This window comes from Streptomyces sp. Z423-1 (assembly GCF_013009255.1).
In the GTDB taxonomy this organism is placed as follows: domain Bacteria; phylum Actinomycetota; class Actinomycetes; order Streptomycetales; family Streptomycetaceae; genus Streptomyces; species Streptomyces gossypiisoli.
Genome location: NZ_CP053109.1, coordinates 5069788 through 5094874, shown reverse-complemented (window position 1 = coordinate 5094874; position 25087 = coordinate 5069788). Strand labels below are relative to the sequence as shown.

Sequence of the window (25087 nt, the reverse complement as noted above, 5' to 3'; positions counted from 1 at the left end):
GCGTGCCGAACAACAAGCCCCACGGGGACGTGCGCCGCCGCCGCAAGCGGCAGGTGGCCTACGTCTTCCGGCACCGATGTGCCTACTGCCGCTGTCGGTTCCGCTCGCTCGATCGGGCCACCCTCGATCACATCGCGCCCCGGTCTGTGTGGCAGACATGGTCGGCAACCGCGCTCGCCCTTGCCTGCCTCGACTGCAACCACCGCAAGGCCGACCGATTCCCCCTCTCGATCGCCCTCCTGCTGCTGCGGTCGGTCGACCCGACTCGGCCCGTCATCCGTCCGGCCGATCTGCCGTTGCTCGCTCAACTCGCGCAAGCCAACCAGTCGACCCGCCGCCGCGCGCCACGGTCTACCGCTCACCTGCCCGAATCGACCCCCACTTGCCCGACCCTCGAAAGGACGGCGGCATGACCGCACCCCGGAACCAGTCGACCGACTCAACCGCCGTCCTGCGGGGCGGACTTCCTGACCGCTACCTGACCCCGGAAGACCTGGTCACCATGTTCAGCCTGCCGAGCGTCGAGACGGTCTACGCCTGGCGCCGCAAGCGCATCGGACCGTCCGCGATCCGCATCGGCAAGTACCTGCGCTACGACCCCGCCGTCGTCCACGCGTGGGCCCAGGAACAGACCGAGCAGGACGCCGCCTGAGCCCCGCCGCCCCGGGGAGGCGATAACCGCCCGGGTGGGGAGGCGGGGAGAACTCCCCACCCGCCTCCCCACACCGCCTCCCCTGCGCTGATCAGCACAGATGCCCATTCGGGGAGGCGGGGAGGCGCCCCGCGAAGGGCCCGAAAACCCCTCTGCGGCGCCTCACCGAGCCCCCCCCTTGCCGCCTCCCCAGGCGGCTCGCCTGACGCTGCTACCGAGAAGGGAGTCAGCCCGCATGGCTGGCCACATCTTCGACCGCTGGATCAAGACCACCACCGACGCCGACGGCAAGACCATCCGCGTCAAGACCGACCGCTACGGCGTCGGTCTGCGCTACCAGGCCCGTTACTTCACACCCGACGGCAAGCGAAAGAACAAGTCCTTTCCCGACGGACAGAAGCGCCTCGCCGAGCAGTGGCTGAGCGCCATGCAGGCTGATGTGGCGCGCGGCGATTTCATCGACCCCAACGCCTCCCGTACGACGTTCCAAGAGTTCGCGGAGAAGTGGCTCGCGAGCCAGAGCGGCGACCCGAACACCCGAGCGTCGATGGAGTCTCAGCTCAGGCTGCACGCCTTCCCGCGCATCGGGTCGCAGCGGCTCGGGACGTTCCAGCCGAGTCACATCCGGGAGTTCGTGACGCAGCTCGAAGAGTCGGGCATGTCCGGTGCGTACGCTCGCGTCATCTTCTCCAACGTCCGCGCCGTGCTCTCCGCCGCTGTGGAGGACGGATGCCTACGCCGGAACCCCTGCAACTCGCGCACGGTGACCCTGCCAGCCATGGGTGCGCGCCGCGTCGTCCCGTGGGAGCCTGAGCGCGTCTTCGCCGTACGCGCCGCCATGGTCGAACGCTTCCGCCCCATGGTCGACGTGGGCGCAGGCTGCGGCTTGCGGCAAGGGGAGATTCTCGGTCTGTCCGTCGATGACATCGACTTCGACAACGGCACCGTGCACGTGGTGCAGCAACTCAAGCTGAGCCTGAGCAAGGCCGTGTTCGCGCCCCCGAAGGGCGGCAAGCTCCGTGACGTGCCGCTGCCCGATCCCGTGGCAGAGGCGCTACAGGAGCACATCAAGCGGTTCCCGCCAGTGGAGATCAAACTCCCGTGGATGCGGGCGAACGGCCAGCCGGTGACCCGGCGGCTCATCTTCACGGGCCCCAACGGTGGGCACGTCTGGCGCACGTCGCTGAACGAAGACCACTGGAAGCCCTCGCTTGCCAAGGCCGGTGTCATCCCCAAGGCCAAGAGTCGCGAGCACGCTGCCGCGCGCGAGCACGGAATGCACGCGCTCCGGCACTTCTACGCGTCCGTGCTTCTGGACGCAGGGGAGAGCATCAAGGCCCTCGCGGAGTACCTCGGGCACTCCGATCCGGGCCTGACGCTGAAGGTGTACGCGCACCTCATGCCGAGCAGCCGGGACCGGGCCCGCAAGGCTCTCGGCAAGGCACTCAGGCCCCAAGATCACACGGGCTGAGGTTCCAGAGAAGTTCCGGATCATGAAAATGCCTCCCATCCGCGCCGTATGCGCAGGTGGGAGGCATGATCACCAACCCTACTTCTTCTTGCCCTGATTCTTGACCGCCTCGATGGCCGCCGCAGCCGCCTCCGGGTCGAGGTACGTGCCGCCCGGGACGACCGGCTTGAAGTCGGCGTCCAGTTCGTAGGACAGCGGGATGCCCGTCGGGATGTTCAGGCCCGCGATCTCGGCGTCGGAGATGCCGTCGAGGTGCTTGACCAGGGCGCGCAGGCTGTTGCCGTGGGCGGCGATCAGGACCGTGCGGCCGGTCAGGAGGTCGGGGACGATGGCGTCGAACCAGTACGGGAGCATCCGGACGACAACGTCCTTCAGGCACTCCGTCTGCGGGCGCAGCTCCGGCGGGAGGGTCGCGTAGCGCGGGTCGGAGAACTGGGAGTACTCGGCGTCGCGGTCCAGCGGCGGCGGCGGGGTGTCGTAGGACCGGCGCCACAGCATGAACTGCTCCTCGCCGAACTCGGCGAGGGTCTGCGCCTTGTCCTTGCCCTGCAGGGCGCCGTAGTGGCGCTCGTTCAGGCGCCAGGAACGGTGGACCGGGATCCAGAGGCGGTCGGCGGCCTCCAGAGCGAGCTGCGCGGTGCGGATCGCACGCTTCTGCAGTGAGGTGTGGACCACATCGGGCAGCAGGCCGGCGTCCTTCAGCAGCTCGCCGCCGCGCGTCGCCTCCTTCTCGCCCTTCGGGGTGAGGTTGACGTCCACCCAGCCGGTGAACAGGTTCTTCTCGTTCCACTCGCTCTCGCCGTGGCGGAGGAGGATCAGCTTGTACGGTGCGTCGGCCATGGCTTCGAGCCTACCTAAGCCCGAGCGGCGTGAGCGGACTGCCGGAGCATGCCCATGCCACGGGTTCCCCCGCTTCTTTAAATTCAAGTAGATTCCCCCCCAACCTTCGACCACGTTGGTGTGTCTGGCTGCCCCAGACCTGTGTAGGCGCCCAGGAGGAAGAGGAGCTCAGAACGTGACGGTGCGTTCCTTTGCACGGCGGATACGACCGCGAGTCGAGCGGAAGGCCGCCGAGCGGGTCTGGCAGCTGCGGACGATGCGGCGCCGCCGCAGAGCAGCGGTCGGCGACCCGGTCCTGCGCCCGGTGACGGTGCGCGGCCAGCAGCTCTACGGCCGCATCGTGACCCGGTTCACCGCCGCCGAGGCCGCCGCCGCCAACCTCGATCTGGTGGTCGCCGCGCTGGAGCAGGAAGGCATCTCCTACTTCCTCGTACCGACCTCCCGCACCCGTCACACCGTGGGTGTGAACGCCGTCGACCGGCAGCGGTTCCTCGCCGCGCTGGAGGCGCGGAACGCCGGGAAGGCCGTGTTCATCGGGCGGCCGCTGCCCGGTGGACAGCTCGAGAGCCCCGCGATGTTCATGGACGGCTCGCTGCCGAACGCGCTGCGCACGGCCCCCGTGCTGCGGATCGGCGAGAACCACCTCGGCCCCGCCGGCCAGCTGCTCGCCGGCCCCGAGCTGGCCTGCGACGTGGAGTTCTGGGAGGACGGGGCCGAGGTGCTCGCCTCCCAGGACGGGGAGCAGCGGCTGGCGAAGGTGCAGCCGCAGGCGTCCGAGGACGTCTTCCGCGAGTCCCTCGTCGCGCCCCGTAACAACGGCGTCACCGATGTCCTGCCCGTCGCCGAGCAGAAGCCCGCCACCGTGCGGGTCGGCGACCGGGAACTGCCGAGCTTCGCCCCGCTCACCCTGCCGACCGTGAACCGCGTCACCTTCCCCGTGGACGTCGTCTACACCTGGGTCGACGGCGAGGAGCCCGAGATGCGGGCCAAGCGGGCCCGGTACCAGGAACGCGGCACGGCCGAGATCCTGGACAAGGAGATCAACGCCTCCCGCTACACCAGCCATGACGAGCTGAAGTACTCGCTGCGCTCGCTGGCCATGTACGCCGACTTCGTCCGGCACATCTACCTCGTCACGGACGGCCAGAAGCCGCACTGGCTGGATGACGAGGCCGAGGGGATCACGGTCGTCGACCACCGCGACATCTTCCCCGAGGGTGTCCTGCCCGTCTTCAACTCGCACGCGATCGAGACCCGGCTGCACCACATCCCCGGCCTGTCCGAGCACTACCTGTACTTCAACGACGACGTGTTCGTCGGCCGCCGGATCACCCCCGAGCACTTCTTCCACGGCAGCGGCCTGATGAGGGTCCCGGTCTCCCCGCTGAAGATCGGCGTGGGCAAGCCGCACGCCGAGGAGACGGCCACCAACTCCGCCAGCAAGAACGTCCGCCGACTGCTGCTGGAGAAGTTCGGGCGGATGACGACGAACAACTTCATGCACACCCCGCTGCCGCAGCAGCGCGAGACGCTGCTGGCGCTGGAGGAGCTGTTCGCGGAGGACATCGCCCGCACCACGGCGTCCCGCTTCCGCTCGCCGACGGACATCGCCCTGACGGCCCCGCTGCTCTACCAGTACGCGCTGATGACCGGCCGGGGCGTGCCGGGCAAGTTCGGCTTCCGGTACGTGAACATCAGCCGCCCGGACGCCGAGGACCGCCTGGCCGACCTTCGCGACAACCGCCGCTTCGATTTCTTCTGCCTCAACGACGTCGACGTGCCGCCGGAGGAGCGCGAGCGGGTCAGCGTCCGGATGCACGAGTTCCTGGAGAACTACTTCCCGTTCCCCAGCCCGTACGAGAAGCAGCCGGAGCACGCACAGAGGCGCACGGAGAAGCAGCCCGTCCCCTCCGAGCAGCAGAGCTGACAGGGCCCCGGCCATGGACATCCGTCACCACCTCACGGCGGTCCCCGGCCTGCGCGCCGCCCGGGACCTCGTGCTGCGCCTCGGGCTCTGGCTGTCGGCCCGGCTCTGGGCGCTGCGCGCCGCCCGGGCCCGGCGCCGTATGCGGGCCGTCGTCCCCGGGCTGCGCCGGGTCGCCTGCGGACCGACGCGGCTGTACGGGCGTACCGTCACCGGCTACACCGCCGCGGACGCCGCCGCCACCGACCTGGATCAGGTGTGCGCCCTGCTGGACGCGGCCGACGTCCCGTACTTCCTGGTCCCGGCCGACCCCCGGCACGGCGGTGCGCGGCAGGTGATCGGCGTCATGGAGACGTACCGCGACACGGTCCTGGCGCAGGCGGCGCGGCACTTCGCCCGCACCCCCGCGTATGTCGGTGCCGTCGGTCCGGACGGCGGCGTGACCAGGGCGGTGCTGTGGGCCGACGGGCGGCTGCCGCGGGGGCTGCGGCGGGCGGCGGTGCTGCGGACCGGCGTGGTGCGCCTCGGCCCGGCGGGGCAGGTGCTCGGCGGTCTGGAGACGGGGTGCGACATCGAGTTCTGGCGGCGCGGCCAGGACCTGGGCAGCGAACCCGGCCATCTCACCGTGCCCGGCGTCCAGCTGCCGGACGTGTTCGAGTCGGCGCTCGTCGCGCCGCGCCGCAACCCGGTGTCCGAGGTGCTTCCGGCGTCGGCGCAGCGTCCGGCCGTGGTGGACGGCCCGCGCCGCTCGGTGCCGACGTTCGCCCCGTTCGCCGAGCCGGACATCGGCGAGGTGCGCTTCCCCGTCGACGCCGTGTACACCTGGGTCGACGGGGACGACCCGGCGCTGGCCGCGAAGCGCCGCGCCCACCAGGCCGGCTCCGGCAACGACATCGCCCCGCGCGAGACCGGTGCCTCCCGCTACACCAGCCATGACGAACTGAAGTACGCGCTGCGCTCGCTGGAGATGTACGCCGGTTTCATCCGGCATGTCTACCTTGTCACCGACGCGCAGATCCCCGGCTGGCTGGATCCGGACGCGGAGGGCCTGACGGTGGTCGACCACCGGGACATCCTCCCGGCCGACGCGCTCCCCGTCTTCAACTCGCACGCCATCGAGAGCCGGCTGCACCACATCCCGGGCCTGTCGGAGCGCTACCTCTACTTCAACGACGACGTCTTCATCAACCGCCCGGTAGCGGCCGAGCACTTCTTCCACGGCAACGGCATCGCCCGCATCCCGCTCTCCCCGATGAAGCTGGGAGTGGGCGACCCGCACCCGATGGAACCGGCCCCGAACTCCGCCGGGAAGAACACCCGCGAGGTGATCCGGCGCTTCCACGGCCGGCAGATCTCGCACAAGTCGCTGCACACCCCGCATCCGCAGCTGCTGTCGGTGATGCGGGAGATGGAGAGCCGGGGCATCGAGGAGCTGGAGCGGACCTCGTACTCGCGCTTCCGCTCCACCACCGACCTCGCCCCGGCGTCCACGCTGCACCACCACTGGGCGATCGCGACCGGCCGGGCCGTCCCGGCCGACTACCGCTTCCGCTACGTGCAGTTGGGCACCCCGGACATGCGGCGGCGGCTGGCCCGCCTGGAGGCCGGCGAGGACGTCGACTTCTTCTGCCTCAACGACGTGGACACCGCACCGGCGGACCGGGCGGCGGCCCAGGCGGCCATCCACGCCTTCCTGGAGCGGAAGTATCCGTTCCCGAGCCGCTTCGAACGGATGCCACGGGTCATCCCCTCACAGCCGTCACGATTGACGCTCCCTGTTAATTGAGTGGCGGGTCCGCCGAACCCGTTCGTAAGTTGTGAGTGCCGCTTGAGCCGCTTACAGCTGTGGGGGATCCGCGATGTCACCAGCCACCCTGAGACGTGCCGTCCGGGAGAGCGTCTCCGGGCTCCCCCGCGAGTTCTGGTGGCTGTGGACCAGCACGCTCATCAACCGGCTCGGCGGGTTCGTGGCCACCTTCATGGCCATATACCTGACCATGGACCGCGGCCACTCCGCCACGTACGCCGGCCTGGTCGCGGCGCTGTACGGCCTCGGCGGCGTCGTCCTCTCCATCGGCGGCGGCGTGATGGCCGACCGGCTCGGGCGGCGGCCGACGCTGCTCATCGCCCAGGCGTCCACCGCGGTGTCCGTCGCGCTGCTCGGGTTCGTGCAGCACCCGGTGGCCATTGCCGCCGTCGCCTTCCTGGTGGGCGCCGCCTCCAGCGCCTCCCGGCCCGCTGTGCAGGCGATGATGGCCGACATCATCCGGCCCGAGGACCGCGTCCGCGCCTTCTCCCTGAACTACTGGGCGATCAACCTCGGCTTCGCGATCTCCTCCACGGCCGCCGGTTTCATCGCCGAGGTCAGCTACCGCGCCGGTTTCCTGATCGAGGCCGGTATGACGATGGCCTGCGCGATCGTCGTGTTCGTGAAGCTGCCGGAGTCGAGGCCCGTACGGGCGGCCACGGCGAAGGAGGCGGACGCGGTCTCCCTCGGCACCGTCCTGCGGGACGGGCGCTTCATGGGCGTCGTCGGGCTGTCCTTCCTGTGCGCGCTGATCTTCCAGCAGGGCTCCGTCGGACTGCCGATCGCCATGGGCGAGGCCGGGTTCACGCCCGCCGACTACGGCATGGCCATCGCCGTCAACGGCGTACTGATCGTCGCGCTCCAGATCCCGGTCACCCGCTTCATCGAGCACCGCGATCCCCGACGGCTGCTGATCATCTCGTCGCTGCTCGCCGGGTACGGCTTCGGCCTCACCGCCTTCGCCGGCTCGGTCGGCCTCTTCGCCCTCACCGTCTGCGTCTGGACCCTCGCCGAGATCGTCCAGGCGCCCACCCAGACCGGTCTCGTCGTCGCCCTCTCCCCGGAGCACGGCCGCGGCCGCTACCAGGGCATGCACACCATGTCCTGGTCCGTCGCGGGCCTGGTCGCGCCCCTGATGTCCGGCTTCGTCATCGACCGGTTCGGCGCGCACTGGCTGTGGGGGCTGTGCGCGGTGGTCGGCACGGGGGCGGCGATCGGGTACGGCGTCCTGATGCGCCGTCTGCCGAAGCCGGAGCCGCCGGCCGCCGCGTCGCCGACCCCGGCGAAGCCCGAGGTCAGTGCCGCCTGACGGAAGTCCTAGGGGTGCATCCGCGCACCCTTGAGGGCCTTGTCCACGGCATTGCGCGGGCCGTGGACGGCGAGCCCCACCAGGCCCAGCTCCGCCGTCCGCACGGCCCGCACGGCCGCCCGGTTGTCATGGTCGTTGCCCGTCGTGAACAGGTCCGAGGTGAACACCGCGCGCGGGAGGGCACGTGCGAGCACGCGCGCGTGGGCCGCGGTCAGCGTCTCCTTCGTGCCCTCGAAGACCAGCACCGGCTGGCGGAACATCGGCAGATAGGGCACGCCGTCGGCGTCCTCGTACGGCTCGCCGATCACCTCGGGGACCTGGCTGCCGAGGCCGCTGACCAGGAAGGCGGTGACGTTCAGACGCTGCCAGCTCTCCAGGTCCGCACGGAGCAGGACGGCGATCTTGGTGTCGAAGCGGTCGGTGCGGACGGCGCGGGCAGGTGCGGAATCGTTCATGGGACCAGCGTGCCGACCGTCGTACGACCCGGTCTTGTACGTTTTTTGCATGGCCCAGCAGCGGGAGGTCTCCGCCTGGCGGCCGCCCGTCCCGGGCGTCGTCGAGGTCTTTCACGCCCATTTCACCGAGTACGCCTATCCGATGCACGTCCACGAGGCGTGGACGCTGCTCATCGTGGACGACGGCGCCGTACGGTACGACCTCGACCGGCACGAGCACGGCACCCCGCACGACACGGTGACCCTGCTGCCGCCGCACGTCCCCCACAACGGCTCCGCCGCCACCCCGCACGGCTTCCGCAAGCGGGTGCTGTACCTGGACGGTTCGCTGCTCACCGACGACCTGATCGGGCCTGCGGTCGACGCCCCCGACCTGCGCGATCCGGTGCTGCGGCGGCGCGTGGGGCAGTTGCACGGCGCGCTCGCCGCCCCCGGCGACGAGCTGGAGGCGGAGAGCCGGCTGACGCTCGTCGGGGACCGGCTGCGCGCCCATCTGCGGCCACGGCTCGCCACCACCGGCCCGCGCACCGACCCCGCCCTGGCCCGCCAACTGCGTGAACTCCTCGACGAGCGGGTGGTCCTCGGCCTGTCGCTGGAGGAGGCGGGCTCGCTCCTGCAGGCTCATCCGGCCCATCTGGTACGGGCGTTCAGCGGGGCGTACGGCATCGCGCCGCACCAGTACCTGAACTCACGGCGCGTCGAACGCGCCCGGCGGCTGCTGCTGGCCGGTGTCCGCCCGGCCGAGGCGGCGGCCGCGACCGGGTTCTACGACCAGGCTCATCTCACCCGGCACTTCCGGCGGTTGGTGGGGGTGACCCCGGGACGCTACCGGGACGGCGCGCCGCCCTCGGGTCCCTGACTCGGCCCGTCCCGCTCGATCAGGTGCGCGAACGCCTCCAGGTTGCGGGTCGACTCGCCGCGCGAGACGCGCCACGCGTACTCCTTGCGGATCGCGGAGGCGAAACCCATCTCCAGCAGGGTGTTGAAGGCGCCGTCCGCGGCCTCCAGGATCTGCCCGAGCAGCCGGTCCAGCTCGTCCGGGGTGACGGCGGCGAGCGGCAGCTTGCCGGTGACGTAGATGTCGCCGAGCGGGTCGACGGCGTAACTCACGCCGTACAGCTTGAGGTTGCGCTCCAGCAGCCAGCGGTGGACGCCGGGCTCGTTCTCGTCGGGGTGGCGGATCACGAAGGCGTTCAACGACAGGGAGTGGCGGCCGACGATCAGCGAGACCGTCGTCGACAGCTTGCGGGTGCCGGGGAGCTTGACGACGTAGTGGCCGGGCGTGGGACTCTCCCACTCCAGCTCCGCGTCCTTGAACACGTCCTCGATGGTCTGCGCCGCCCGCTGCTCTGCATCGCCCATGGCGGCAGCGTACGTCAGCCGTGGTGGGCCCGAGAGCGGCGGCGATGGGACTGCAGGGCGGCCGTGTAGACCTCCGCCGTGGCGGCGGCCGAGGCGTCCCAGCCGAAGGAGCGGGCGTGGTGGGCGGCGGCCGTGCCCAGCCGGGCGGACAGCTGCGGGTCGTCGGCGAACTCGCCGAGTACGCGCGCGTACGCCGCCGGATCGTGCCCCTGGACGAGGAAACCGGTCCGTGCGTCCCGTACGGCGACCGGCAGACCGCCGACCGCGGCGGCCAGCACCGGCGTACCGGACGCCTGCGCCTCTATGGCGACCAGGCCGAACGACTCGCTGTACGACGGCATGACCAGCACGGACGCGGCCCGGAACCAGTCCGCGAGCTGGTCCTGGCCGACGGGCGGGCGGAACCGTACGACATCGGCGATGCCCAGCCGCGCGGCCAGCTTCTGCAGCCCCTCCGGCTTGGCGAGGCCGCTGCCGCTGGGGCCGCCGACGACCGGGACGACCAGGCGGGAGCGCAGGTCGGGCCGCTCGTCGAGCAGGACGGCGACCGCGCGCAGCAGCACGTCGGGGGCCTTCAGGGGCTGGATGCGGCCCGCGAAGAGGGGGATCAGCGCGTCCTGCGGCAGGCCCAGGCGGGCGCGGGCGGCGGCGCGGCCGTCGGCCGGGTGGAAGCGGTCGAGGTTGACGCCCGGGTGGACCACGGCGACCTTGGCGCGGTGGGCGGCGTAGTGCCGTACCAGCTCGTCGGCCTCCTCCGCGGTGTTGGCGATCAGCCGGTCCGCCGCGGCCACGATCTGCGTCTCACCGATGACCCGGGCGGCGGGCTCGGGGGTGTCACCGTCGGCGAGGTTGGCGTTCTTGACCTTGGCCATCGTGTGCATGGCGTGCACCAGGGGGACGCCCCAGCGCTGGGCGGCGAGCCAGCCGACGTGGCCGGAGAGCCAGTAGTGCGAGTGCACGAGGTCGTAGTGGCCGGGGCGGTGGCCGGCCCAGGCCTGCATCACGCCGTGCGTGAAGGCGCACAGCTGCGCCGGGAGGTCCTCCTTGGCGAGGCCCTCGTAGGGGCCCGCGTCGACGTGCCGGACGAGGACACCGGGGGCGAGTTCCACGGCGGGCGGGAGGGCGGCCGTGGTGGCGCGCGTGAAGATCTCGACCTCGATGTTGATCGCGGCGAGGCGCTGCGCGAGCTCCACGATGTAGACGTTCATGCCGCCGGCGTCGCCGGTGCCGGGCTGGTGGAGCGGGGAGGTGTGCACGGAGAGCATGGCGACGCGGCGCGGGCGGCGGTGGCCCAGGCGGAGCCGCGAGGGGGCCGCCGGGGAGCGGCGACCGAGCCTGCTGACGTATTGGCTCACGTGCCGTTCCTCCCTGCCGCGGGCATGCCTGTTCGAGGACGTCCGCGCCCTCAACGGGGTGCAACACCGGAAGGGGGTGCTCCATTTCCGGCGGATGGTTTTTTGCTGAATCATTACCGTTGATCGCTCAACCGTTCGAGGGTTGGGGTGTATGGGGGGTGGGGCGGGCGTTCGGTCGGGAGCATGCCCCGGGCGCCCATACCCTCGTATGTGTGACAGCCCGCGCAGCGACCCGCCCCGTAGGCACGGTGACGCGCGGGACGACCAATCCGAACCGGCTGCGGCGCATGGACCGCTGGATCGCCGCCGTCCACGGCCGCGAACTGCGCCGCGCCGCCGAGCCGGTCGCCGTCGACCTCGGCTACGGCGCCGCCCCTTGGACCGCCGTCGAACTCCTCACCCGCCTGCGCGCGACCGCACCGCACGCGCGCGTGGTCGGCGTCGAGATCGAACCCGCGCGCGTGGCCGCCGCCCAGCCGTACGCGCGCGAGGGGCTCGCCTTCCGGCACGGCGGCTTCGAGATCCCGCTCCCCCGGCGGCCGCATCTCATCCGCGCCGCCAACGTCCTGCGGCAGTACGACGAGGCGGAGGTCGCCGGTGTGTGGGAACGGCTCTGCGCGCGACTCGCGCCGGCCGATCCGGCGCGGGGTTCGCGGGGCGGGCTGCTGGTCGAGGGGACCTGCGACGAGATCGGACGGCGGCACGTGTGGGTCGCGCTCGGCCCGGAGGGCCCGCGCACGGTGACCTTCGCGACCCGGCTGGGCTCCCTGGAACGCCCCTCGGACCTGGCGGAACGTCTGCCCAAGGCGCTGATCCACCGCAACGTCCCCGGCGAACCGGTGCACGCCTTCCTGCGCGACTTCGACCGCGCCTGGGCCGCCGCCGCGCCCTACGCGTCGTACGGCGCCCGCCAGCGCTGGATCCGGACCGTACGGGACCTTACGGCGGACTGGCCGGTGACGGACGGTCCGGGGCGGTGGCGGCAGGGCGAAGTGACCGTGCGGTGGGAGGCGTTGGCGCCGCGCGCGTGAACGTCGTCCCCCAACGGCGCCGAAGTGCCGAAGTGCGCGGAACGATCTCTGCGGGTCGTTCGTCACAAAGGCGGGGGGATCGTCGTACGACGGCCGGAATGGGGGAAGGAGTCACTGCCTCTGTCGTTTTGCGCCTCGGCATGGCACGATCACCCGGGCGTTGAATGTTACTGACGGGCAATCAGTTTGGGGCAGGGGTATGACTAGGGGAAAGCACGGCCTGATCGCGGCGGCCGTGACCGTGGTCTGCGCGGTCACCGTGCTGGCGGCACCCGGCACGGCGTTCGCGGCACCCGCACCGAACCCCACCCCGTCCGTGACCCCTGGCACGAATGACGGCTCGGCTCCCGGCTCGACTCCCGCCACGAACGAGGAACTCGAAGCCGTCCGCAAGCAGCTCGACACCCTCTACCGCGAGGCCGCCTCCGCCACCGACGCCTACAACGCGGCGGAGGAGAGGGCCGAGCACCAGTCCACCGAGATCGTCGCGCTGGCCAAGCGGATCGTCGAAGGCCAGGAGAAGCTCGACGAGTTGAAGAGGCGCGCCGGCGCCGCGGCCGCCGCCCAGTACCGCACTGGCGGCCTCCCGCCCGAGGCTCATCTGATGCTCAGCGACGACCCGGGCGAGTTCCTCGACGGCACCGGCCGCGTCCTTCAGGGCGAGCGCGCCACCAATCATCTGCTGGCGGAAATGACCCGCACCCAGCAGGACTTGAAGCTGTACGCCAAGGACGCCTCCGCCCAGTGGGAGAAGCTGGAGGCCAACCGCAAGGCGAAGGCCGCCGCCCAGAAGAAGATCGAGCAGCGGATCGCGGCGGCGGAGAAACTGGAGTCCCAGCTGGAGAAGGAGGAGAAGGAGCGCCTGGCCAAGCTGGAGGAGGAGGCCGCCTACCAGGCGCAGACCGCCTGGCTGGACTCCGGCGTCCTCGACGAGATCGACGGCACGGCCACCGAGCAGGGCAGGACGGCCGTGAAGTTCGCGACCGAGCAGATCGGCAAGCCGTACGAGTGGGGCGCCGAGGGCCCGAAGACGTACGACTGCTCCGGCCTGACCTCCCAGGCCTGGGCGGCGGCGGGCAGCGCCATCCCGCGCACCTCGCAGGAACAGTGGAAGCAGCTGACGCGCGTCGACATCAAGGACATGCGCCCCGGCGACCTGATCATCTACTTCGACGACGCCTCCCACGTCGGGATGTACGTGGGCGACGGCGCGATGGTGCACGCCCCGCGGCCGGGGCGGACGATCACGATCGCGGGTGCGGGTTCGATGCCGATCCTGGGGGTCGTACGGCCCTGAGGACTCCGGCGATACGGCTCTGCGGACGCCGGTGATACGGGCCTGAGAACGCCGGTGATACGGCCCAGAGGACGCCGGTGACGTGGGCCACGTGACCCACCCCACGCTCCCCCGCCGCCAAACCCCCCGCAGACGTGACCTTCGTCATCCCGCACCCGGCGGCATCCTGTCCAACTGCGGTATGGAACGCGGCATATGACACTGGCCGATCGCCGAGCGGCGTGCCTCACACCATTCCGTTGCGGCGCCGACACCCGCTATGGTCCCGGTCGGTGGGGCGAGGTCCCTCGCACCCACCATGCCCTCGGGGGGAGGGAAGGAACCCAGGACAATGCCCGTACCCGTACCGCGGCAGAGAGCGATCCCGGCCGTGGAGAGTGGTCAGGCGCAGGCCGCGCCCGCAGTCCGCGGCCTCTCCGGTGCATCCGGTGGTCCCGGTACTGAGGCTCCGCGCAACGAAGCGCACAAGGAGACCAAGGAAGAGAAGGCCGAGAAGACCACCACCAGCACCACCACTGACACCAACCTCACGCTGCTGCTGATCGAGGACGACCCCGGCGGCTCCCCGATCGTGCCCGAACTGCTCGACCAGGCCGGCAAGCCGATCCGGATCCGCACCGCCCGCAACCTCACCGAGGCCGAGCGGCTGCTGACCGACGACGTCCACTGCATCCTGCTGGACCTCGCGCTGCCCGCGCCCGGCCGGGCCGACGACAGCGGCGACGAGCTGTCCGTCCTGCGGCACGTACTGGAGCTCGCGCCCCGGCACGCCGTCCTCGCCCTCACCGCGTCCGGCGACGCCGAGCGCGGCGCCGAGGCGGTCCGCGTGGGCGCCCAGGACTACCTGTTCCGCGACGAGCTGGACGGGCGGCTGCTGAGCCGCGCGATCCGCTACGCCGTGGAGCGGAAACGTTCCGACACGGCCGAGCGGCGGCTCGCCGAGGGCCGGCTGCGCGCCCAGGAGAACCGCCGGCTGGAGCGCGGGCTGCTGCCCACGCCGCTCCTGCACGGCTCCCCGCTGCGCTTCGCCGCCCGCTACCGCCCCGGCCGCTCCCGCGCGCTGCTCGGCGGCGACTTCTACGACGTGGTCCGCACCCCGGACGGCACCGTGCACGCCATGATCGGCGACGTCTGCGGGCACGGTCCCGACGAGGCGGCGCTCGGCGTGGAGCTGCGCATCGCGTGGCGCGCGCTGACGCTGGCGGGCCTGTGCGGCGACGAGCTGCTCAACACGCTGCAGCAGGTGCTGGAGCACGAACGCTCGGACGACGAGATCTTCGCGACCCTGTGCACGGTCGACATCGCGCCGGACGGCCGTCGCGCGGGCCTGTGCCTGGCCGGTCACCCGGCCCCGCTGGTCGCCGGCCCCGGCCGTACGCCGCGGCTGCTGCCGTACGACAACAACGGCCCCGCCCTCGGCCTGCTGCCGGGCGCCCGCTGGCCGCGGATGCAGGTGGAGCTGGGCCGGGAGTGGAGCCTGATGCTCTACACCGACGGCCTGATCGAGGGCCACATCGGCGAGGGCCGCGAGCGGCTCGGCCAGGACGGCATGGTCGAGATGATCAGCCGCCAGCTGGCCCAGGGGCTGCGCGGCGAACAGCTGCTGCGGGCGGCGGTCAACGAGGTCCGGGAGCTCAATGGGGGCGAGCTGACGGACGACGTGGCGGTGCTGCTGCTGGATCGGGTGCCGTAGCGGCGCCGGATCGGATGGCCGTAGCGGCGCCGGATTGGGTGGCCGTAGCGGCGCCCGGATCGGATGCCGTAGCGGCGCTGGATCGGGTCCCTGGCGGCGGATCGGGTCCCTGGCGGGCGCCCGAGGCTTGAGCGGCCGGCGCGCGGCTGCGGTCGCTGTGGTGCTGCCTACCGCCCGCCGTTGTACGGCCCGTACGGGCCGTCGCTGCTCGAACCCCGGCGGGCGCGGCCGCCGCCCGGGAGGCTGCGCAGGGCGGGCCGCACGTCGACCATGTACACGATCGTCGCGATGAGGCCGATGATCGGCAGGAACGACAGGATGTTGAAGAGCAGGTTCACCACGAAGGCGAGCCCGAGGATGATCAGCCAGAAAGGCTTGGTCCGCTTGTCGGCCGCGCGGTAGGCGTCCTCGCGGCGGGTGGCTGCGTCGATCAGCGCGAAGCCGCTGAAAAGGATCAGAGCCATGCTCAGCAGCCACATGAACCCGACGAACCCCTGCATCAGCACAACGTCCACCACCCGTATCGCCGTATCGGCCAGTTCCTAGGCGGACACCGTACCCGCAACCGCCTGCCCGCTACCCGAAGAACGGGCCGGGCACCCAAGGAGTGCCCGACCCGTTACTGATCACCCGTTCGTGTTACTCAGCGTGACCGCGGACGGGTGGCCGCGGTCGGTGCGCGCGGCCGGTGTCCGCGGACAGTGTCACTTGCCCGAAGGCGTCGTCTTCTTCGCCGTGGTCGCCTTGCGAGCGGCCGGGGCCTTCTTGGCCGCGGGCTTCTTCGCCGGGGCGGCCTCCGACTTGGCCTCGGTCGTAGCCGTGGCGGGCTTGTCCTCCTTGGTGTCGGCCGACTTGGTGTCCGGCTCGACGGCGATGGCCAGTTCCTCGATCCCCTCGGCCGTCTCGCCCCGCCAGCCGCGCACGGCCTGCTCACCGTGCTCGGCGACCTTCTCGTAGGTCTCCCGGGCCTTCACGGCGTACTCGGCGGCCACGCCGACACCGCGCAGGGCCAGGTCCTGGGCGGTCTCACCGAGCTTCTTGAGGTCGGAGTCGAGGGAGCCGAGGAACTCGTTGACCTTGGTCTGGACGGTCTCCTGCGTCTCCTTGACGCGGGCGGTGGCCTTCTCCTGGACGGCCTTGGGGTCGGTGTTGCGAACGGCCTCGATACGGGCCGGCGCCTCGGCGCGCAGCTGCTCCACCAGGCCCGGCACCTTCTTGGCCTGCTGGAAAGCCAGGTCGGCGGTGCCGGCGGCGAAGTAGAGCGGCCGCGGGTCGGTGAGGGTCTTGCGCAGGTCGTCGGTGATGGCCATGGTGCTGGTCCTCCCGGTGGCTTTCTGTGAGGGTTCTGGGTCCGCCGCGTCCGCCCGGCTCAACCGGCGGATCGCTGCTGCGGGTCGGCGTCGCTGTCGTCGGCAGCACGGGGGTCGCGTACGGCGCTGTCGCCGCCACCGCTGCTGCCGTCGCCGTCTGTCATCCCGCTGAGATCGCTGATGTCACTGATGTCGCTGCTGTCACTCCGGTCCCCGTCCTGCACCGCGCTCACCTTGGCGGCCTCGAAGCCGTTCTCCTTGCGGAACGACTCGTAGACCTGGAGCAGCACCTGCTTCTGCCGCTCGTTCAGCGTGGGATCGGCGAGGATGACGGCACGCGTCTCCACCTCGTCCCGGTCCCGCTCGTCGAGGATCCCGGCCCGCACGTACAGCGTCTCGGCGGAGATCCGCAGCGCCTTGGCGACCTGCTGCAACACCTCCGCGCTCGGCTTGCGCAGCCCGCGCTCGATCTGGCTCAGATACGGATTGGACACCCCGGCGGCGTCGGCGAGCTGCCTGAGCGACAGCTGCGCGTTGCGCCGCTGTTCGCGCAGATACTCACCGAGGTTGCCGACGTTGAGCGATGCCATACGTCCACCATGCCGCGCCCCGCTAACTATTGCAAGCACCTGCTTGCAATAGTGCGCCACACCACCCGGACGGCGGCATGTGACTCGTCACGCCAGTGAAGCTTCCCCTTGATCGTGGACACCTGGAGACTGGGACCTGAGGTTCCAGAGGAAGTAGCACCAGGTGGGAAGCAAGTACACGAAGCGGTACACCGAGGAGTTCAAGCGGGACGCGATCGCGCTCGTCGACTCCTCGGGCAAGACGGTCACTGCGGTGGCCCGGGAACTCGGCATCAGCTCGGAGTCCCTGCGTGGCTGGTACCGCCGGGCCAAGGCGGACCGGGGCGAGGGCGAGCCCGGTGAGCTGACCAGCGCCGAGCGCGAGGAACTCAAGCGGCTGCGCAAGGAGGTCCGCGAACAACAGCAGACGATCGAGATCCTGAAAAAAGCGACCGCCTTCTTCGTGAAGGAGAACGACCGGTGAGCGAGCTGTACCGGTTCATCCACACGGAGAAGGCGAACTACCCGGTCGTTCTGCTGTGCCGGGTGCTGAAGGTCGCCCGCTCGTCGTACTACGCGTGGTGTGATGGCGAGGCGGCCCGCCGCGCCCGGGAGGCCGCGAACGACGCGCTCGGGCATGAGATCACGGTGCTGCACATCGCCTCCCGCCATACCTACGGTGTCCCGCGCATTCACGCTGAACTGCGACGCCTGGGGCAGCGGGTGAACCGCAAGCGTGTCGCCCGCGTGATGCGCGAGCGCGACATACGCGGCGTCACACGGCGCAAGCGCCGCTCGCTGACCCGGCCGGATGCGAAGGCGAAGCCGGCCCCGGACCTGATCGGCCGTGACTTCCACGCCGAGCGTCCCGGGATCAAGCTGGTCGGCGACATCACCTACCTGCCCACCGCCGAGGGCTGGCTCTAACTCGCCTGCTGGCTGGTCCTGGCCACCCGCGAGGTCGTCGGCTATGCCATGGCCGATCACCACCGAGCCGACCTCGTCGTCGACGCCCTGGACATGGCACATGGCCGGGGGAACCTGGAGCCGGGATGTGTGATCCACAGCGATCGCGGCAGCGAGTATACCTCGTCCCAATTCCGTTACCGGATAGAGGAGTTGGGACTCCGGCAGAGTTGCGGGCGGACTGGGTCATGTTTCGGCAATGCCGCCGCGGAGAGCTTCTGGGCCCTCCTGAAGGAGGAGATCGGCACCCGGACCTGGCCCGACCGGGCGACCGCCCGCGCCGAGGTCTTCACCTTCATCGAGACCTTCTACAACCGCCGCCGTCTGCGCAAGCACAAAATCTTCGGCTACCTCACCCCGGCCGAGACCAGGCAGCGACACCAGCACGCCCTTGCGGCGTAACGATCACGTGTCCGAGATCACGGGGAAACTTCACGCTCGATGGTCGTCGAAAGCTGGACAATCCCGAGGACGGGAACGCCACCCGGGGCCCGACCAGCCGCCCCGTGCCCCAGTGGACCCGCCCCGGCGCGACCCCCGTGGAGACCCTCGGCCGACACGGTCACCACCGCTGACGCGCGTTCGCCGACGGGGCCGTGATCGTCCCGAGCGGCGGCTGGCCGGACTCCACCCCGGTTCGACGATGGCTGACCGTCTGCTTCCTCGCCCTGGCGGAAAACCGTGGGGCACTTCAACAGCGTGGGGAATCATGAAGCATGCGACCGGATGGCTGGTACCTCACCGAAGACGTCGACGACTTCCTCGCCCGGGCCGGAGACTTCCTGCGCTCGCGGCCCGGCCTGCACGTCATGCCGCTGACGTGGGCCGAGAGAGTGCGAACGCGGGGGGCGGCCGCGTTCGGCGCCGAGGCCCCCGTCTTCGGCGTGCTGGAGCGTGCGGGCGAGGTCCACGCCGCCTTCTACCGCCTCCCACCCCGCGCTCTGGCTCCCACCCCGCTCACGCCTGAGCAGGCCGACTCCCTCGCCGCCCATCTGGCCGCCCTCGGCCACTCCCTTCCCTCCGTCAGCGCGGACCACAGCACCGCCACCGCTTTCGCCGAGGCCTGGCAGCGGCACACCGGCGCGACGCCGAAACTCCGCGACACCCGGCTCCGGCTGTACCGCCTCGGCACGCTCACCCCGCCGGAGCCGATGCCGGCGGGCCGGGGCCGCGTCCTGGGCGAGGAGGACCTTGAGCAAGTCATGTTCTGGTGCGGCGAGTTCGCCAAGGCCGTCGGGGAAACCGTCTCCATTGACGCCGCCTCCTGGGCCGGCACCCGCTTCGCCGACAAGCGCTACACGCTCTGGGAGACCCCGGACGGCACCCCCGTCTCCATCGCGGGCATGAACCCGATGATCGGCGGCCAGATCCAGGTGGACATCGTCTACACCCCGGCCCACCTGCGCGGTCGCGGCTACGCGGGCGCCGTGACGGCCGCGGTGAGCCGGGGCGCGCTGACCGCGGGCGCGCGGGAGGTCGTGCTGTTCGCGGACCGGTCCAACCCCACCAGCAACGCCCTCTACCAGCGCCTCGGCTATCGCCCGCTCACCGACTGGGCGGCGTACGACTTCTCGTCCGCCGCACCGGAAGTGGGCGGCAGACTGACCCCATGACAGCACCGGACACCAAAGCCGATCTCCACTTCTACCTGCAGTCCGCCCGCGATGCCCTGCTGTGGAAGCTGGAAGGGCTCTCCGAGTACGACGTCCGGCGTCCGCTGACGCCGACCGGTACCAACCTCCTGGGACTGGTGAAACACGTGGCCAGTGTGGAGTTGGGGTATCTCGGCGACACCTTCCGGCGGCCGTCGAGTGTGCCGCTGCCCTGGCTCGACGAGGGCGCCGAGATCAACGCGGACATGTGGGCCACCGCCGACGAGTCACGCGAGTTCATCGTGGATCTCTACCGCCGGGCGTGGGCACACGCGGACGCGACGATCGACGCGCTGCCGCTGGACACCGTCGGCAGGGTGCCGTGGTGGCCCGACGGCAAGGACGAGGTGACGTTGCATCACGCCGTGGTGCGGGTGATCGCCGACACACAGCGGCACGCCGGGCACGCCGACATCCTCCGTGAGCTCATCGACGGTGCCGTGGGGATGCGGGAGGACAACACCGCCATGCCGCCGGGTGACTCGGCCTGGTGGGAGGACTACCGCGCCCGGCTGGAGCGGGCGGCTCGGGAGGCCGACGAACGCGCGTGATACGTGGCACCGGGCGGCGTGCGGCCGCGCCGCCCGGTTCCGGCTCACCGTGTCAGGTGGACGTCTGCCCGTCGAGCGCCTCGCGCAGGATGTCCGCGTGCCCGGCGTGCTGGGTGGTCTCGGCGACGATGTGCAGCAGCACCCCGCGCACACTGCGTACCGCTCCCGGCTCGTGCCACGGCGCCTCCGGCAGCGGATGCGTCGCCGACAGGTCGGGGACGGAGGCGAGGATCTTCTCAGTGTCGGCGGCGACCTGCTCGTAGCGCTGCAGGATCCCGGCCAGGGTGTCGCCGGGCAGCATCCCGAACTCCCTCTGGTGGTCGATCACCCACTGCGGCACCTCGGGCGCGGTACCGGCCGCGAGGTCGGCCCAGGTGACGCCCACGGGCAGGTCGTAGTGCATCGCCGAGGGGCCCTCGACCGCGAAACGCATCCACACCTCCTCCATGGAGGCGACGTGCTTGATCAGCCCGCCCAGGCACAGCGCGCTGACCGTCGGACGTTCGCCGGCCTGCTCGTCGCTGAGCTCGCGTGTCGTCCTGATGAGGGCGGCTCGCGCGGTCGCGAGCGCGGTGAGCAGGTCGGCGCGCTCGGCGTCGAGCGGCGGGGCGATCGGGGTCATGGCAGTCACGGTGATCGGGCCCTTCCGGTCGTTCTCGGTGTTCGGCACGGAACTACCGTCGCAAGGAAAGCGGTCAGATTCTGACCGCTGTTCAGGGGGCACTTGTCCCCGCCGCATCACACCCGCCGTACGTACGCGCGCGTGCAGGTGTACGCCGCGAAGCCCAGGGACTCGTAAAGGCGCCTCGGGACGGGACGGGCCGCGTCGCCGCGCGCGTACACAACGGCGCGATGGGCGCCCGCGAGGGCGAAGGCGTGCAGTACGGCCGTGCAGGCCGCGCGGGCCAGGCCGAGGCGGCGGTGGGCAGGGTGGGTGCCGACGGGTTCGAACTCGCCGACGCCGTTGGTCTCGTCGTACCAGCCCTGGCAGTAGGCGACGGCCTCACCGGCGGGGGAGATCACCACGAGGTCGAGTTCGGGGCGGTAGGGCCAGGTGTCCCGCACGCGCGCGTGCCGTTCGGTGGTGATGCGGGTGGAGCCGAAGGCGGCGCGATGTGCCGCCGCCCGGCCTGCCACGTCGGCCGGGTCGCGCTGGGCGCGGATCGCGTAGCCGGGCGGGAGCGGGGGGACAGCGGGCAGGTCGGTGAGTGTGCGGCCGAGGAGCGTCATGAACGGGCCGTCGGGCACGCGCGCGTACCCGCGTGCTTCCAGCGCCTCGGCCAGGTGGGGTTCGGTCTCGGCGATGTCGACGGTCAGCGGGCCGGGAGCGGTGCGCTCGGCCCAGGCGAGCACCTCGTCGGCCAGTGCCGGGTGGTCCGGGTCGACCTGGAGCATGAGGGTGTCGGGCAGCTCCAGCCAGCCCCAGGGCCTGTTGCGGTCGTCCTGCGCCCAGATCGCCGTCGGGCACTCGTCGGCGCGGTCGAGGGCCAGGCACCAGTTCCAGGCGAGGTCGCCGATGTGCCGGTAGCCGGTCGCGGGGAACGTCCGGGCAGCGAGCTGCTGCATGGCGCGCAGCGCCACGGGTCCGGCGTACTCATGGCGTCGCATGCCCCCAATGCTGCACGGCCGTCGCCCCGCCATAGCCACTTTTTTGTGGGTACTTGGCACCGCACGCCCCCGGCGAGAGGGTGGAAGCAGGTGGTCAGGAGGCCGACGAGGTCGCGGTGAGGCGCTCCAGACGGCGGTGGCCCCAGTCGGAAAGGGGGGCCAGTGCCTCGGAGAGTTCGCGGCCGAAGTCGGTCAGGGAGTAGACGGTCTTCAGGGGCAGTACGTCGTGCACCTCGCGGTGTACGAGGCCGTCCGTCTCCATCTCGCGCAGCGCCTGGGTCAGCACCTTCTCGGTGAGGCCGGGCAGCTTCCGGCGCAGTTCGCCGGGGCGGTGCGGGCCTGACTCCAGGAGCCACAGCAGGGACGTCTTCCACTTGCCGTCGATCACCGCGATCGCGGCGGTCACTCCGCAGACGTTCGGGTCCTGGGCCTGCCTGCGCGTCATCGTCGCCCCTTTTGCGATGAATTGTTGTGATGCATTTCTGTGCTGAATTGTTCGTGTCGTTCTCAAGGGAGCTGAACAAGCATGTCCACGTACGACGACCAGTCTGCCGTCACTGTGCTCGGTCTGGGGCCGATGGGCCGCGCCCTGGCGGGTGCCTTCCTGGACGCCGGTCTGGGCATCACCGTCTGGAACCGCACCCCCGGCCGGGGCGCCGAATTGGTCGCCCGCGGAGCGACGGCGGCCGGGACGGCGGAGGAGGCGGTCGCGGCGAGCGACCTCGTCGTGGTCTGCGTGGTGAACTACGACGCCTCCGACGCGATCCTCCGGCAGCCCGCCGTCGCCGACGCCCTCCAGGACCGCACCCTCGTGAACCTCACCGCCGACACCCCGGCCCGGGCCCGCGACACCGCCGACTGGGCGGCCGCGCACGGCATCCGCTACCTGGACGGCGCGATCATGACGCCGACCACCAGCATCGGCACGCCCGAGGCGGTGTTCCTGCACAGCGGCCCCGAGGAGGTGTACCGCGCGCACCAGCCCGTCCTGGACACCCTCGGCGGCACGCACACCCACCTCGGCGAGGACGTCGGCCGGGCGGCGGCGTACGACATCGCGCTGCTCGACATCTTCTGGACGGCGATGGCGGGCTACGCGCACGCCCTGGCCGTCGCCCGCGCGGAGGGCATCACCGGACGCGAGCTGGCGCCCTTCGCGCAGGGCATCGGCGCGATCCTGCCGCCGCTGTTCGAGGAGTTCGCGGGCGACGCCGACGCCGGCCACTACTCCGGCGAGCTCAACCCGATCACCTCGGCGGCCTCCTCCATGTCCCACATCATCGAGGCCTCCGAGGCACACGGCATCGAGGCGAGCGTGATGCGCGCGGTGGAGGGCCAGGCCCGCCGGGTGATCGCCCTCGGCCACGGCACGGACGGCTTCATCCGCGTCACGGACCTGCTGAGCCGCCACGGCCACTGACCGACGCCGTCAGCCACCCCGCCACCGATGCGAAGTCCGCATCCGTGAGCCCCACCCGGTGGTCCACGCGATGCAGGAGCGCCCGTCCGGGATGATGGGCGGCCACCCAGTCCCGGTCGGCCGCGGTGATCTCGTCGTCGAGCCATACGAAGGGCCGGCCCGCCGCCCAGGCCACGAGCGGCCGGGTCTTCCAGTGCAACATACCGGGCTGCCCCGCCTCCTCGGGCCAGTCCACGACCGGCAGCGAGGGCAGGCCGAGCCATGGCGCCATGACATCGTTCGCCTCGTCCAGCCAGGAGGTGGCCCACACCAACTCGCAGCCCAGTGCCAGCAGTCGGCGGCCGAGGCCCGGATCGACCCTGCTCAGCAGCGGGTGCGCGGCGCCCCGCTCGAAGGGTGTCTCGTACGCAGGGTACGGCTCCGCCGCCCCGTACGGGAGCAGGGTCCCGTCGATATCCAGGAAGAGGAGCATCGCTCCTAGGCTACTGTGGCGCCATGACTGCCGGGTTTGCGGCCAAGTGCCGCGAGCGAGTTGGGTGCCCGGCCTGTCAACGACCCGGGAGTCCCGGGCTTGCACAACGGGCGCCACTGGCTGTGGTGCTGCGTTTGCGTCCTGTCCCACGCCCCGGTTCGGGAAGTGGGTCTGGGGCGGTTGACTGCGCCCCGCGTCGCCACAACTCCCACGCTCTGGCGCGGATGTTGCGGGAGCCGTTCCGGTCTGCGTGATCAACGAATCCGCAGGACCGGCACGCGAACCAGGCCTGGGAGACCCGGTTCGCCTGGTCGATGTGCCCGCATTGGGCGCAGGTGCGCGAGGTGTACGCCGGATCGACGTACACCACCGGCACTCCCGCCCGGCAGGCCTTGTACGCGATGAACTGCCCCAGCTGCTGGAAGGACCAGCTGGAGTGGGTGGCCCGTTGGGGCTTGCGGAGCCGTACCCGTTCACGGATGCCCGTCAAATCTTCCAGGGCGATCCCGCGACCGGTGCGTTCAGCCTCGGCCACCACATGTTTCGCGATCTTGTGGTTGATGTCCTTCGCCCGCCGCGCCTCCTTGCGCCGCCGCTTCTTCAGCCGGCGTTTCGCGGACGGGGTGTTCTTCTTCTGCAGCTTGGTGCGCAGCTCGCGTTCCCGCGCCCGGACCCGGTTCAGCTCACGTCCGGCCATGACCTCGCCGTCGGACGTGGTGGCGATGTTCACGATCCCCAGGTCAACACCCAGGAAGTCATGCGGATCCATGTTCGACTCGGCTTCGGGGACCTCGCAGGTGGCATTCAGGAACCACATGCCGTCCCGCGCCACCAGGTCGGACACTCCCCCTTGCGGTACAGGGCCAGGGTGGCCATCTGCTCCGGCGAGGCCGTGAACGCCACGTCCTTGACCCGGCCGCTCACGGTCCAGACCGAGACCCGCCGCTCGGCCGTCTTCCAGGACAGCATCCGGTCGTCATACGGCTGAGCACCGTCCGGCCGGAAGACGATCGGCTTCTCCACCGCCTTCCGGTAACGCTTCGAGCCCGGCCTGCCCAGATTTCCGGCTTTCAGATTCGCCGCCAGGGTCGCGTACGCGTCACACGTCCGTTTGATCACATGCTGGGCGGCCTGCGCCCCCAGCCCCCACCGCGCCCTGATCTCACCGTAGGCGTGCTTGCGCAGCGCGAAGTTACGGCGCACGTTCTTCTCGAAAGCCACACCGCTGGCCCAGGTGGCGGCCTCGTTGCAGGCGCGCACGGTCGCTTCAAGTGCCGCCGCCTGCACGGGCGTCGGCAGCAACCGGATCTGCACCACCAGCTTCACGATCACCCAACGTACAC

At 70.9% G+C, this 25087-nt stretch carries 27 protein-coding genes and 1 pseudogene; 16 read left to right on the top strand and 12 right to left on the bottom strand.

Translation table 11 applies throughout. The annotated features are described in order from the left end of the window. The first annotated feature begins 2 nt into the window (after positions 1-2). From HJD23_RS22820 to HJD23_RS22810, 3 genes are all read left to right on the top strand, one after another. Entirely contained in the window at positions 3-413 is a 411-nt protein-coding gene (locus tag HJD23_RS22820; RefSeq protein ID WP_171107209.1) for an HNH endonuclease signature motif containing protein, read from the top strand. Then, on the top strand, positions 410-652 hold the full coding sequence (locus HJD23_RS22815) for a helix-turn-helix domain-containing protein (protein WP_171107212.1): 243 nt from the start codon (positions 410-412) through the stop codon (positions 650-652). The genes HJD23_RS22820 and HJD23_RS22815 overlap by 4 nt, the downstream gene beginning before the upstream one ends. Before the next feature lie 235 nt (positions 653-887). Next, complete coding sequence (locus tag HJD23_RS22810) at positions 888-2123, top strand: site-specific integrase (protein ID WP_171107214.1); 1236 nt, start codon at positions 888-890, stop codon at positions 2121-2123. A 78-nt stretch (positions 2124-2201) separates the two neighbouring features. On the opposite strand, the gene HJD23_RS22805 is transcribed toward HJD23_RS22810, so the two are convergent. Next, the gene (locus tag HJD23_RS22805; RefSeq protein WP_171107216.1) at positions 2202-2963 is read right to left on the bottom strand and encodes a phosphoglyceromutase; all 762 of its coding nucleotides are present in this window, start codon (positions 2961-2963) and stop codon (positions 2202-2204) included. A gap of 175 nt (positions 2964-3138) precedes the next feature. Between HJD23_RS22805 and HJD23_RS22800 the strand changes: the two genes are divergently transcribed. The 3 genes from HJD23_RS22800 (at position 3139) to HJD23_RS22790 (ending at position 8003) form a co-directional block, all read left to right on the top strand. After that, the gene (locus HJD23_RS22800) at positions 3139-4890 is read left to right on the top strand and encodes a stealth family protein (RefSeq protein ID WP_171107217.1); all 1752 of its coding nucleotides are present in this window, start codon (positions 3139-3141) and stop codon (positions 4888-4890) included. A gap of 13 nt (positions 4891-4903) precedes the next feature. Beyond that, positions 4904-6673, top strand: a complete 1770-nt coding sequence (locus HJD23_RS22795; protein WP_171107219.1) for a stealth family protein — start codon at positions 4904-4906, stop codon at positions 6671-6673. A gap of 73 nt (positions 6674-6746) precedes the next feature. Continuing rightward, a complete protein-coding gene (locus tag HJD23_RS22790; protein ID WP_171107221.1) occupies positions 6747-8003 on the top strand; it encodes an MFS transporter in 1257 nt (418 codons plus the stop codon). A gap of 8 nt (positions 8004-8011) precedes the next feature. On the opposite strand, the gene HJD23_RS22785 is transcribed toward HJD23_RS22790, so the two are convergent. Next, positions 8012-8458, bottom strand: coding sequence for a DUF2000 domain-containing protein (locus tag HJD23_RS22785; RefSeq protein WP_171107223.1), 447 nt, complete (start codon positions 8456-8458; stop codon positions 8012-8014). Positions 8459-8507: 49 nt separating this feature from the next. Here HJD23_RS22785 and HJD23_RS22780 point away from each other — a divergent pair, with 49 nt between their 5' ends. After that, positions 8508-9317, top strand: a complete 810-nt coding sequence (locus HJD23_RS22780; RefSeq protein WP_171107225.1) for an AraC family transcriptional regulator — start codon at positions 8508-8510, stop codon at positions 9315-9317. On the opposite strand, the gene HJD23_RS22775 is transcribed toward HJD23_RS22780, so the two are convergent. After that, positions 9284-9820: a YbjN domain-containing protein gene (locus tag HJD23_RS22775; protein ID WP_171107226.1), complete on the bottom strand. Its 537-nt coding sequence runs from the start codon at positions 9818-9820 to the stop codon at positions 9284-9286. The two genes, HJD23_RS22780 and HJD23_RS22775, sit on opposite strands and share 34 nt — an antisense overlap. Before the next feature lie 14 nt (positions 9821-9834). Beyond that, on the bottom strand, positions 9835-11175 hold the full coding sequence (gene mshA / locus HJD23_RS22770) for a D-inositol-3-phosphate glycosyltransferase (protein WP_180685759.1): 1341 nt from the start codon (positions 11173-11175) through the stop codon (positions 9835-9837). A 212-nt stretch (positions 11176-11387) separates the two neighbouring features. On the opposite strand from mshA, the gene HJD23_RS22765 reads away from it, so the two are divergent. The 3 genes from HJD23_RS22765 (at position 11388) to HJD23_RS22755 (ending at position 15196) form a co-directional block, all read left to right on the top strand. After that, complete coding sequence (locus HJD23_RS22765; protein ID WP_171107230.1) at positions 11388-12206, top strand: class I SAM-dependent methyltransferase; 819 nt, start codon at positions 11388-11390, stop codon at positions 12204-12206. A 199-nt stretch (positions 12207-12405) separates the two neighbouring features. Further along, a complete protein-coding gene (locus tag HJD23_RS22760) occupies positions 12406-13503 on the top strand; it encodes a C40 family peptidase (RefSeq protein ID WP_171107232.1) in 1098 nt (365 codons plus the stop codon). 331 nt (positions 13504-13834) lie between these two features. Continuing rightward, on the top strand, positions 13835-15196 hold the full coding sequence (locus HJD23_RS22755; RefSeq protein WP_171107234.1) for a fused response regulator/phosphatase: 1362 nt from the start codon (positions 13835-13837) through the stop codon (positions 15194-15196). 167 nt (positions 15197-15363) lie between these two features. Here HJD23_RS22755 and HJD23_RS22750 read toward each other — a convergent pair whose 3' ends face one another. From HJD23_RS22750 to HJD23_RS22740, 3 genes are all read right to left on the bottom strand, one after another. Then, complete coding sequence (locus HJD23_RS22750; RefSeq protein WP_171111313.1) at positions 15364-15696, bottom strand: DUF2516 family protein; 333 nt, start codon at positions 15694-15696, stop codon at positions 15364-15366. A 204-nt stretch (positions 15697-15900) separates the two neighbouring features. Continuing rightward, complete coding sequence (locus tag HJD23_RS22745; RefSeq protein WP_171107236.1) at positions 15901-16506, bottom strand: hypothetical protein; 606 nt, start codon at positions 16504-16506, stop codon at positions 15901-15903. Positions 16507-16565: 59 nt separating this feature from the next. After that, positions 16566-17096, bottom strand: a complete 531-nt coding sequence (locus tag HJD23_RS22740) for a helix-turn-helix transcriptional regulator (protein ID WP_171107238.1) — start codon at positions 17094-17096, stop codon at positions 16566-16568. 163 nt (positions 17097-17259) lie between these two features. Between HJD23_RS22740 and HJD23_RS22735 the strand changes: the two genes are divergently transcribed. The 5 genes from HJD23_RS22735 (at position 17260) to HJD23_RS22715 (ending at position 20244) form a co-directional block, all read left to right on the top strand. Then, positions 17260-17559 carry a transposase gene (locus tag HJD23_RS22735; protein ID WP_171134068.1) on the top strand — a complete coding sequence of 100 codons (300 nt, stop codon included), beginning with the start codon at positions 17260-17262 and terminating at the stop codon, positions 17557-17559. After that, entirely contained in the window at positions 17556-18002 is a 447-nt protein-coding gene (locus HJD23_RS22730) for an IS3 family transposase (RefSeq protein WP_171134034.1), read from the top strand. The genes HJD23_RS22735 and HJD23_RS22730 overlap by 4 nt, the downstream gene beginning before the upstream one ends. 12 nt (positions 18003-18014) lie before the next feature. Next, on the top strand, positions 18015-18443 hold the full coding sequence (locus HJD23_RS22725; RefSeq protein WP_346770340.1) for a DDE-type integrase/transposase/recombinase: 429 nt from the start codon (positions 18015-18017) through the stop codon (positions 18441-18443). A 314-nt stretch (positions 18444-18757) separates the two neighbouring features. Continuing rightward, on the top strand, positions 18758-19654 hold the full coding sequence (locus HJD23_RS22720) for a GNAT family N-acetyltransferase (RefSeq protein ID WP_171110545.1): 897 nt from the start codon (positions 18758-18760) through the stop codon (positions 19652-19654). Continuing rightward, positions 19651-20244 (top strand): DinB family protein, encoded by a 594-nt coding sequence (locus HJD23_RS22715; RefSeq protein ID WP_171110544.1) that lies wholly within the window; start codon positions 19651-19653, stop codon positions 20242-20244. Before HJD23_RS22720 ends, HJD23_RS22715 begins: the two co-directional genes overlap by 4 nt. 52 nt (positions 20245-20296) lie before the next feature. On the opposite strand, the gene HJD23_RS22710 is transcribed toward HJD23_RS22715, so the two are convergent. The 3 genes from HJD23_RS22710 to HJD23_RS22700 all read right to left on the bottom strand — a co-directional run bounded on the left by HJD23_RS22710 (position 20297) and on the right by HJD23_RS22700 (position 22297). Further along, a complete protein-coding gene (locus tag HJD23_RS22710; protein WP_171111781.1) occupies positions 20297-20866 on the bottom strand; it encodes a DinB family protein in 570 nt (189 codons plus the stop codon). Positions 20867-20982: 116 nt separating this feature from the next. Beyond that, positions 20983-21852 carry a GNAT family N-acetyltransferase gene (locus HJD23_RS22705; protein WP_171110543.1) on the bottom strand — a complete coding sequence of 290 codons (870 nt, stop codon included), beginning with the start codon at positions 21850-21852 and terminating at the stop codon, positions 20983-20985. Between the two features lie 94 nt (positions 21853-21946). Next, positions 21947-22297: a helix-turn-helix domain-containing protein gene (locus HJD23_RS22700; protein ID WP_171110542.1), complete on the bottom strand. Its 351-nt coding sequence runs from the start codon at positions 22295-22297 to the stop codon at positions 21947-21949. An 81-nt stretch (positions 22298-22378) separates the two neighbouring features. Here HJD23_RS22700 and HJD23_RS22695 point away from each other — a divergent pair, with 81 nt between their 5' ends. Next, positions 22379-23272 carry an NAD(P)-binding domain-containing protein gene (locus HJD23_RS22695; RefSeq protein ID WP_171110541.1) on the top strand — a complete coding sequence of 298 codons (894 nt, stop codon included), beginning with the start codon at positions 22379-22381 and terminating at the stop codon, positions 23270-23272. On the opposite strand, the gene HJD23_RS22690 is transcribed toward HJD23_RS22695, so the two are convergent. Further along, positions 23241-23744, bottom strand: a complete 504-nt coding sequence (locus tag HJD23_RS22690; RefSeq protein WP_171110540.1) for an HAD domain-containing protein — start codon at positions 23742-23744, stop codon at positions 23241-23243. The two genes, HJD23_RS22695 and HJD23_RS22690, sit on opposite strands and share 32 nt — an antisense overlap. Before the next feature lie 76 nt (positions 23745-23820). After that, positions 23821-25070 (bottom strand): annotated as a pseudogene (locus tag HJD23_RS22685) (transposase). Positions 25071-25087 lie beyond the last annotated feature (17 nt).

Bases quoted from the DNA above. Each gene is read 5' to 3' on its own strand.
- HJD23_RS22815 (WP_171107212.1), top strand. From the start codon at position 410: ATGACCGCACCCCGGAACCAGTCGACCGACTCAACCGCCGTCCTGCGG.
- HJD23_RS22810 (WP_171107214.1), top strand. From the start codon at position 888: ATGGCTGGCCACATCTTCGACCGCTGGATCAAGACCACCACCGACGCC.
- HJD23_RS22805 (WP_171107216.1), bottom strand. From the start codon at position 2,963: ATGGCCGACGCACCGTACAAGCTGATCCTCCTCCGCCACGGCGAGAGC.
- HJD23_RS22795 (WP_171107219.1), top strand. From the start codon at position 4,904: ATGGACATCCGTCACCACCTCACGGCGGTCCCCGGCCTGCGCGCCGCC.
- HJD23_RS22790 (WP_171107221.1), top strand. From the start codon at position 6,747: ATGTCACCAGCCACCCTGAGACGTGCCGTCCGGGAGAGCGTCTCCGGG.
- HJD23_RS22785 (WP_171107223.1), bottom strand. From the start codon at position 8,458: ATGAACGATTCCGCACCTGCCCGCGCCGTCCGCACCGACCGCTTCGAC.
- HJD23_RS22780 (WP_171107225.1), top strand. From the start codon at position 8,508: ATGGCCCAGCAGCGGGAGGTCTCCGCCTGGCGGCCGCCCGTCCCGGGC.
- HJD23_RS22775 (WP_171107226.1), bottom strand. From the start codon at position 9,820: ATGGGCGATGCAGAGCAGCGGGCGGCGCAGACCATCGAGGACGTGTTC.
- HJD23_RS22760 (WP_171107232.1), top strand. From the start codon at position 12,406: ATGACTAGGGGAAAGCACGGCCTGATCGCGGCGGCCGTGACCGTGGTC.
- HJD23_RS22755 (WP_171107234.1), top strand. From the start codon at position 13,835: ATGCCCGTACCCGTACCGCGGCAGAGAGCGATCCCGGCCGTGGAGAGT.
- HJD23_RS22750 (WP_171111313.1), bottom strand. From the start codon at position 15,696: ATGCAGGGGTTCGTCGGGTTCATGTGGCTGCTGAGCATGGCTCTGATC.
- HJD23_RS22745 (WP_171107236.1), bottom strand. From the start codon at position 16,506: ATGGCCATCACCGACGACCTGCGCAAGACCCTCACCGACCCGCGGCCG.
- HJD23_RS22740 (WP_171107238.1), bottom strand. From the start codon at position 17,096: ATGGCATCGCTCAACGTCGGCAACCTCGGTGAGTATCTGCGCGAACAG.
- HJD23_RS22720 (WP_171110545.1), top strand. From the start codon at position 18,758: ATGCGACCGGATGGCTGGTACCTCACCGAAGACGTCGACGACTTCCTC.
- HJD23_RS22715 (WP_171110544.1), top strand. From the start codon at position 19,651: ATGACAGCACCGGACACCAAAGCCGATCTCCACTTCTACCTGCAGTCC.
- HJD23_RS22710 (WP_171111781.1), bottom strand. From the start codon at position 20,866: ATGACCCCGATCGCCCCGCCGCTCGACGCCGAGCGCGCCGACCTGCTC.
- HJD23_RS22705 (WP_171110543.1), bottom strand. From the start codon at position 21,852: ATGCGACGCCATGAGTACGCCGGACCCGTGGCGCTGCGCGCCATGCAG.
- HJD23_RS22700 (WP_171110542.1), bottom strand. From the start codon at position 22,297: ATGACGCGCAGGCAGGCCCAGGACCCGAACGTCTGCGGAGTGACCGCC.
- HJD23_RS22695 (WP_171110541.1), top strand. From the start codon at position 22,379: ATGTCCACGTACGACGACCAGTCTGCCGTCACTGTGCTCGGTCTGGGG.
- HJD23_RS22690 (WP_171110540.1), bottom strand. From the start codon at position 23,744: ATGCTCCTCTTCCTGGATATCGACGGGACCCTGCTCCCGTACGGGGCG.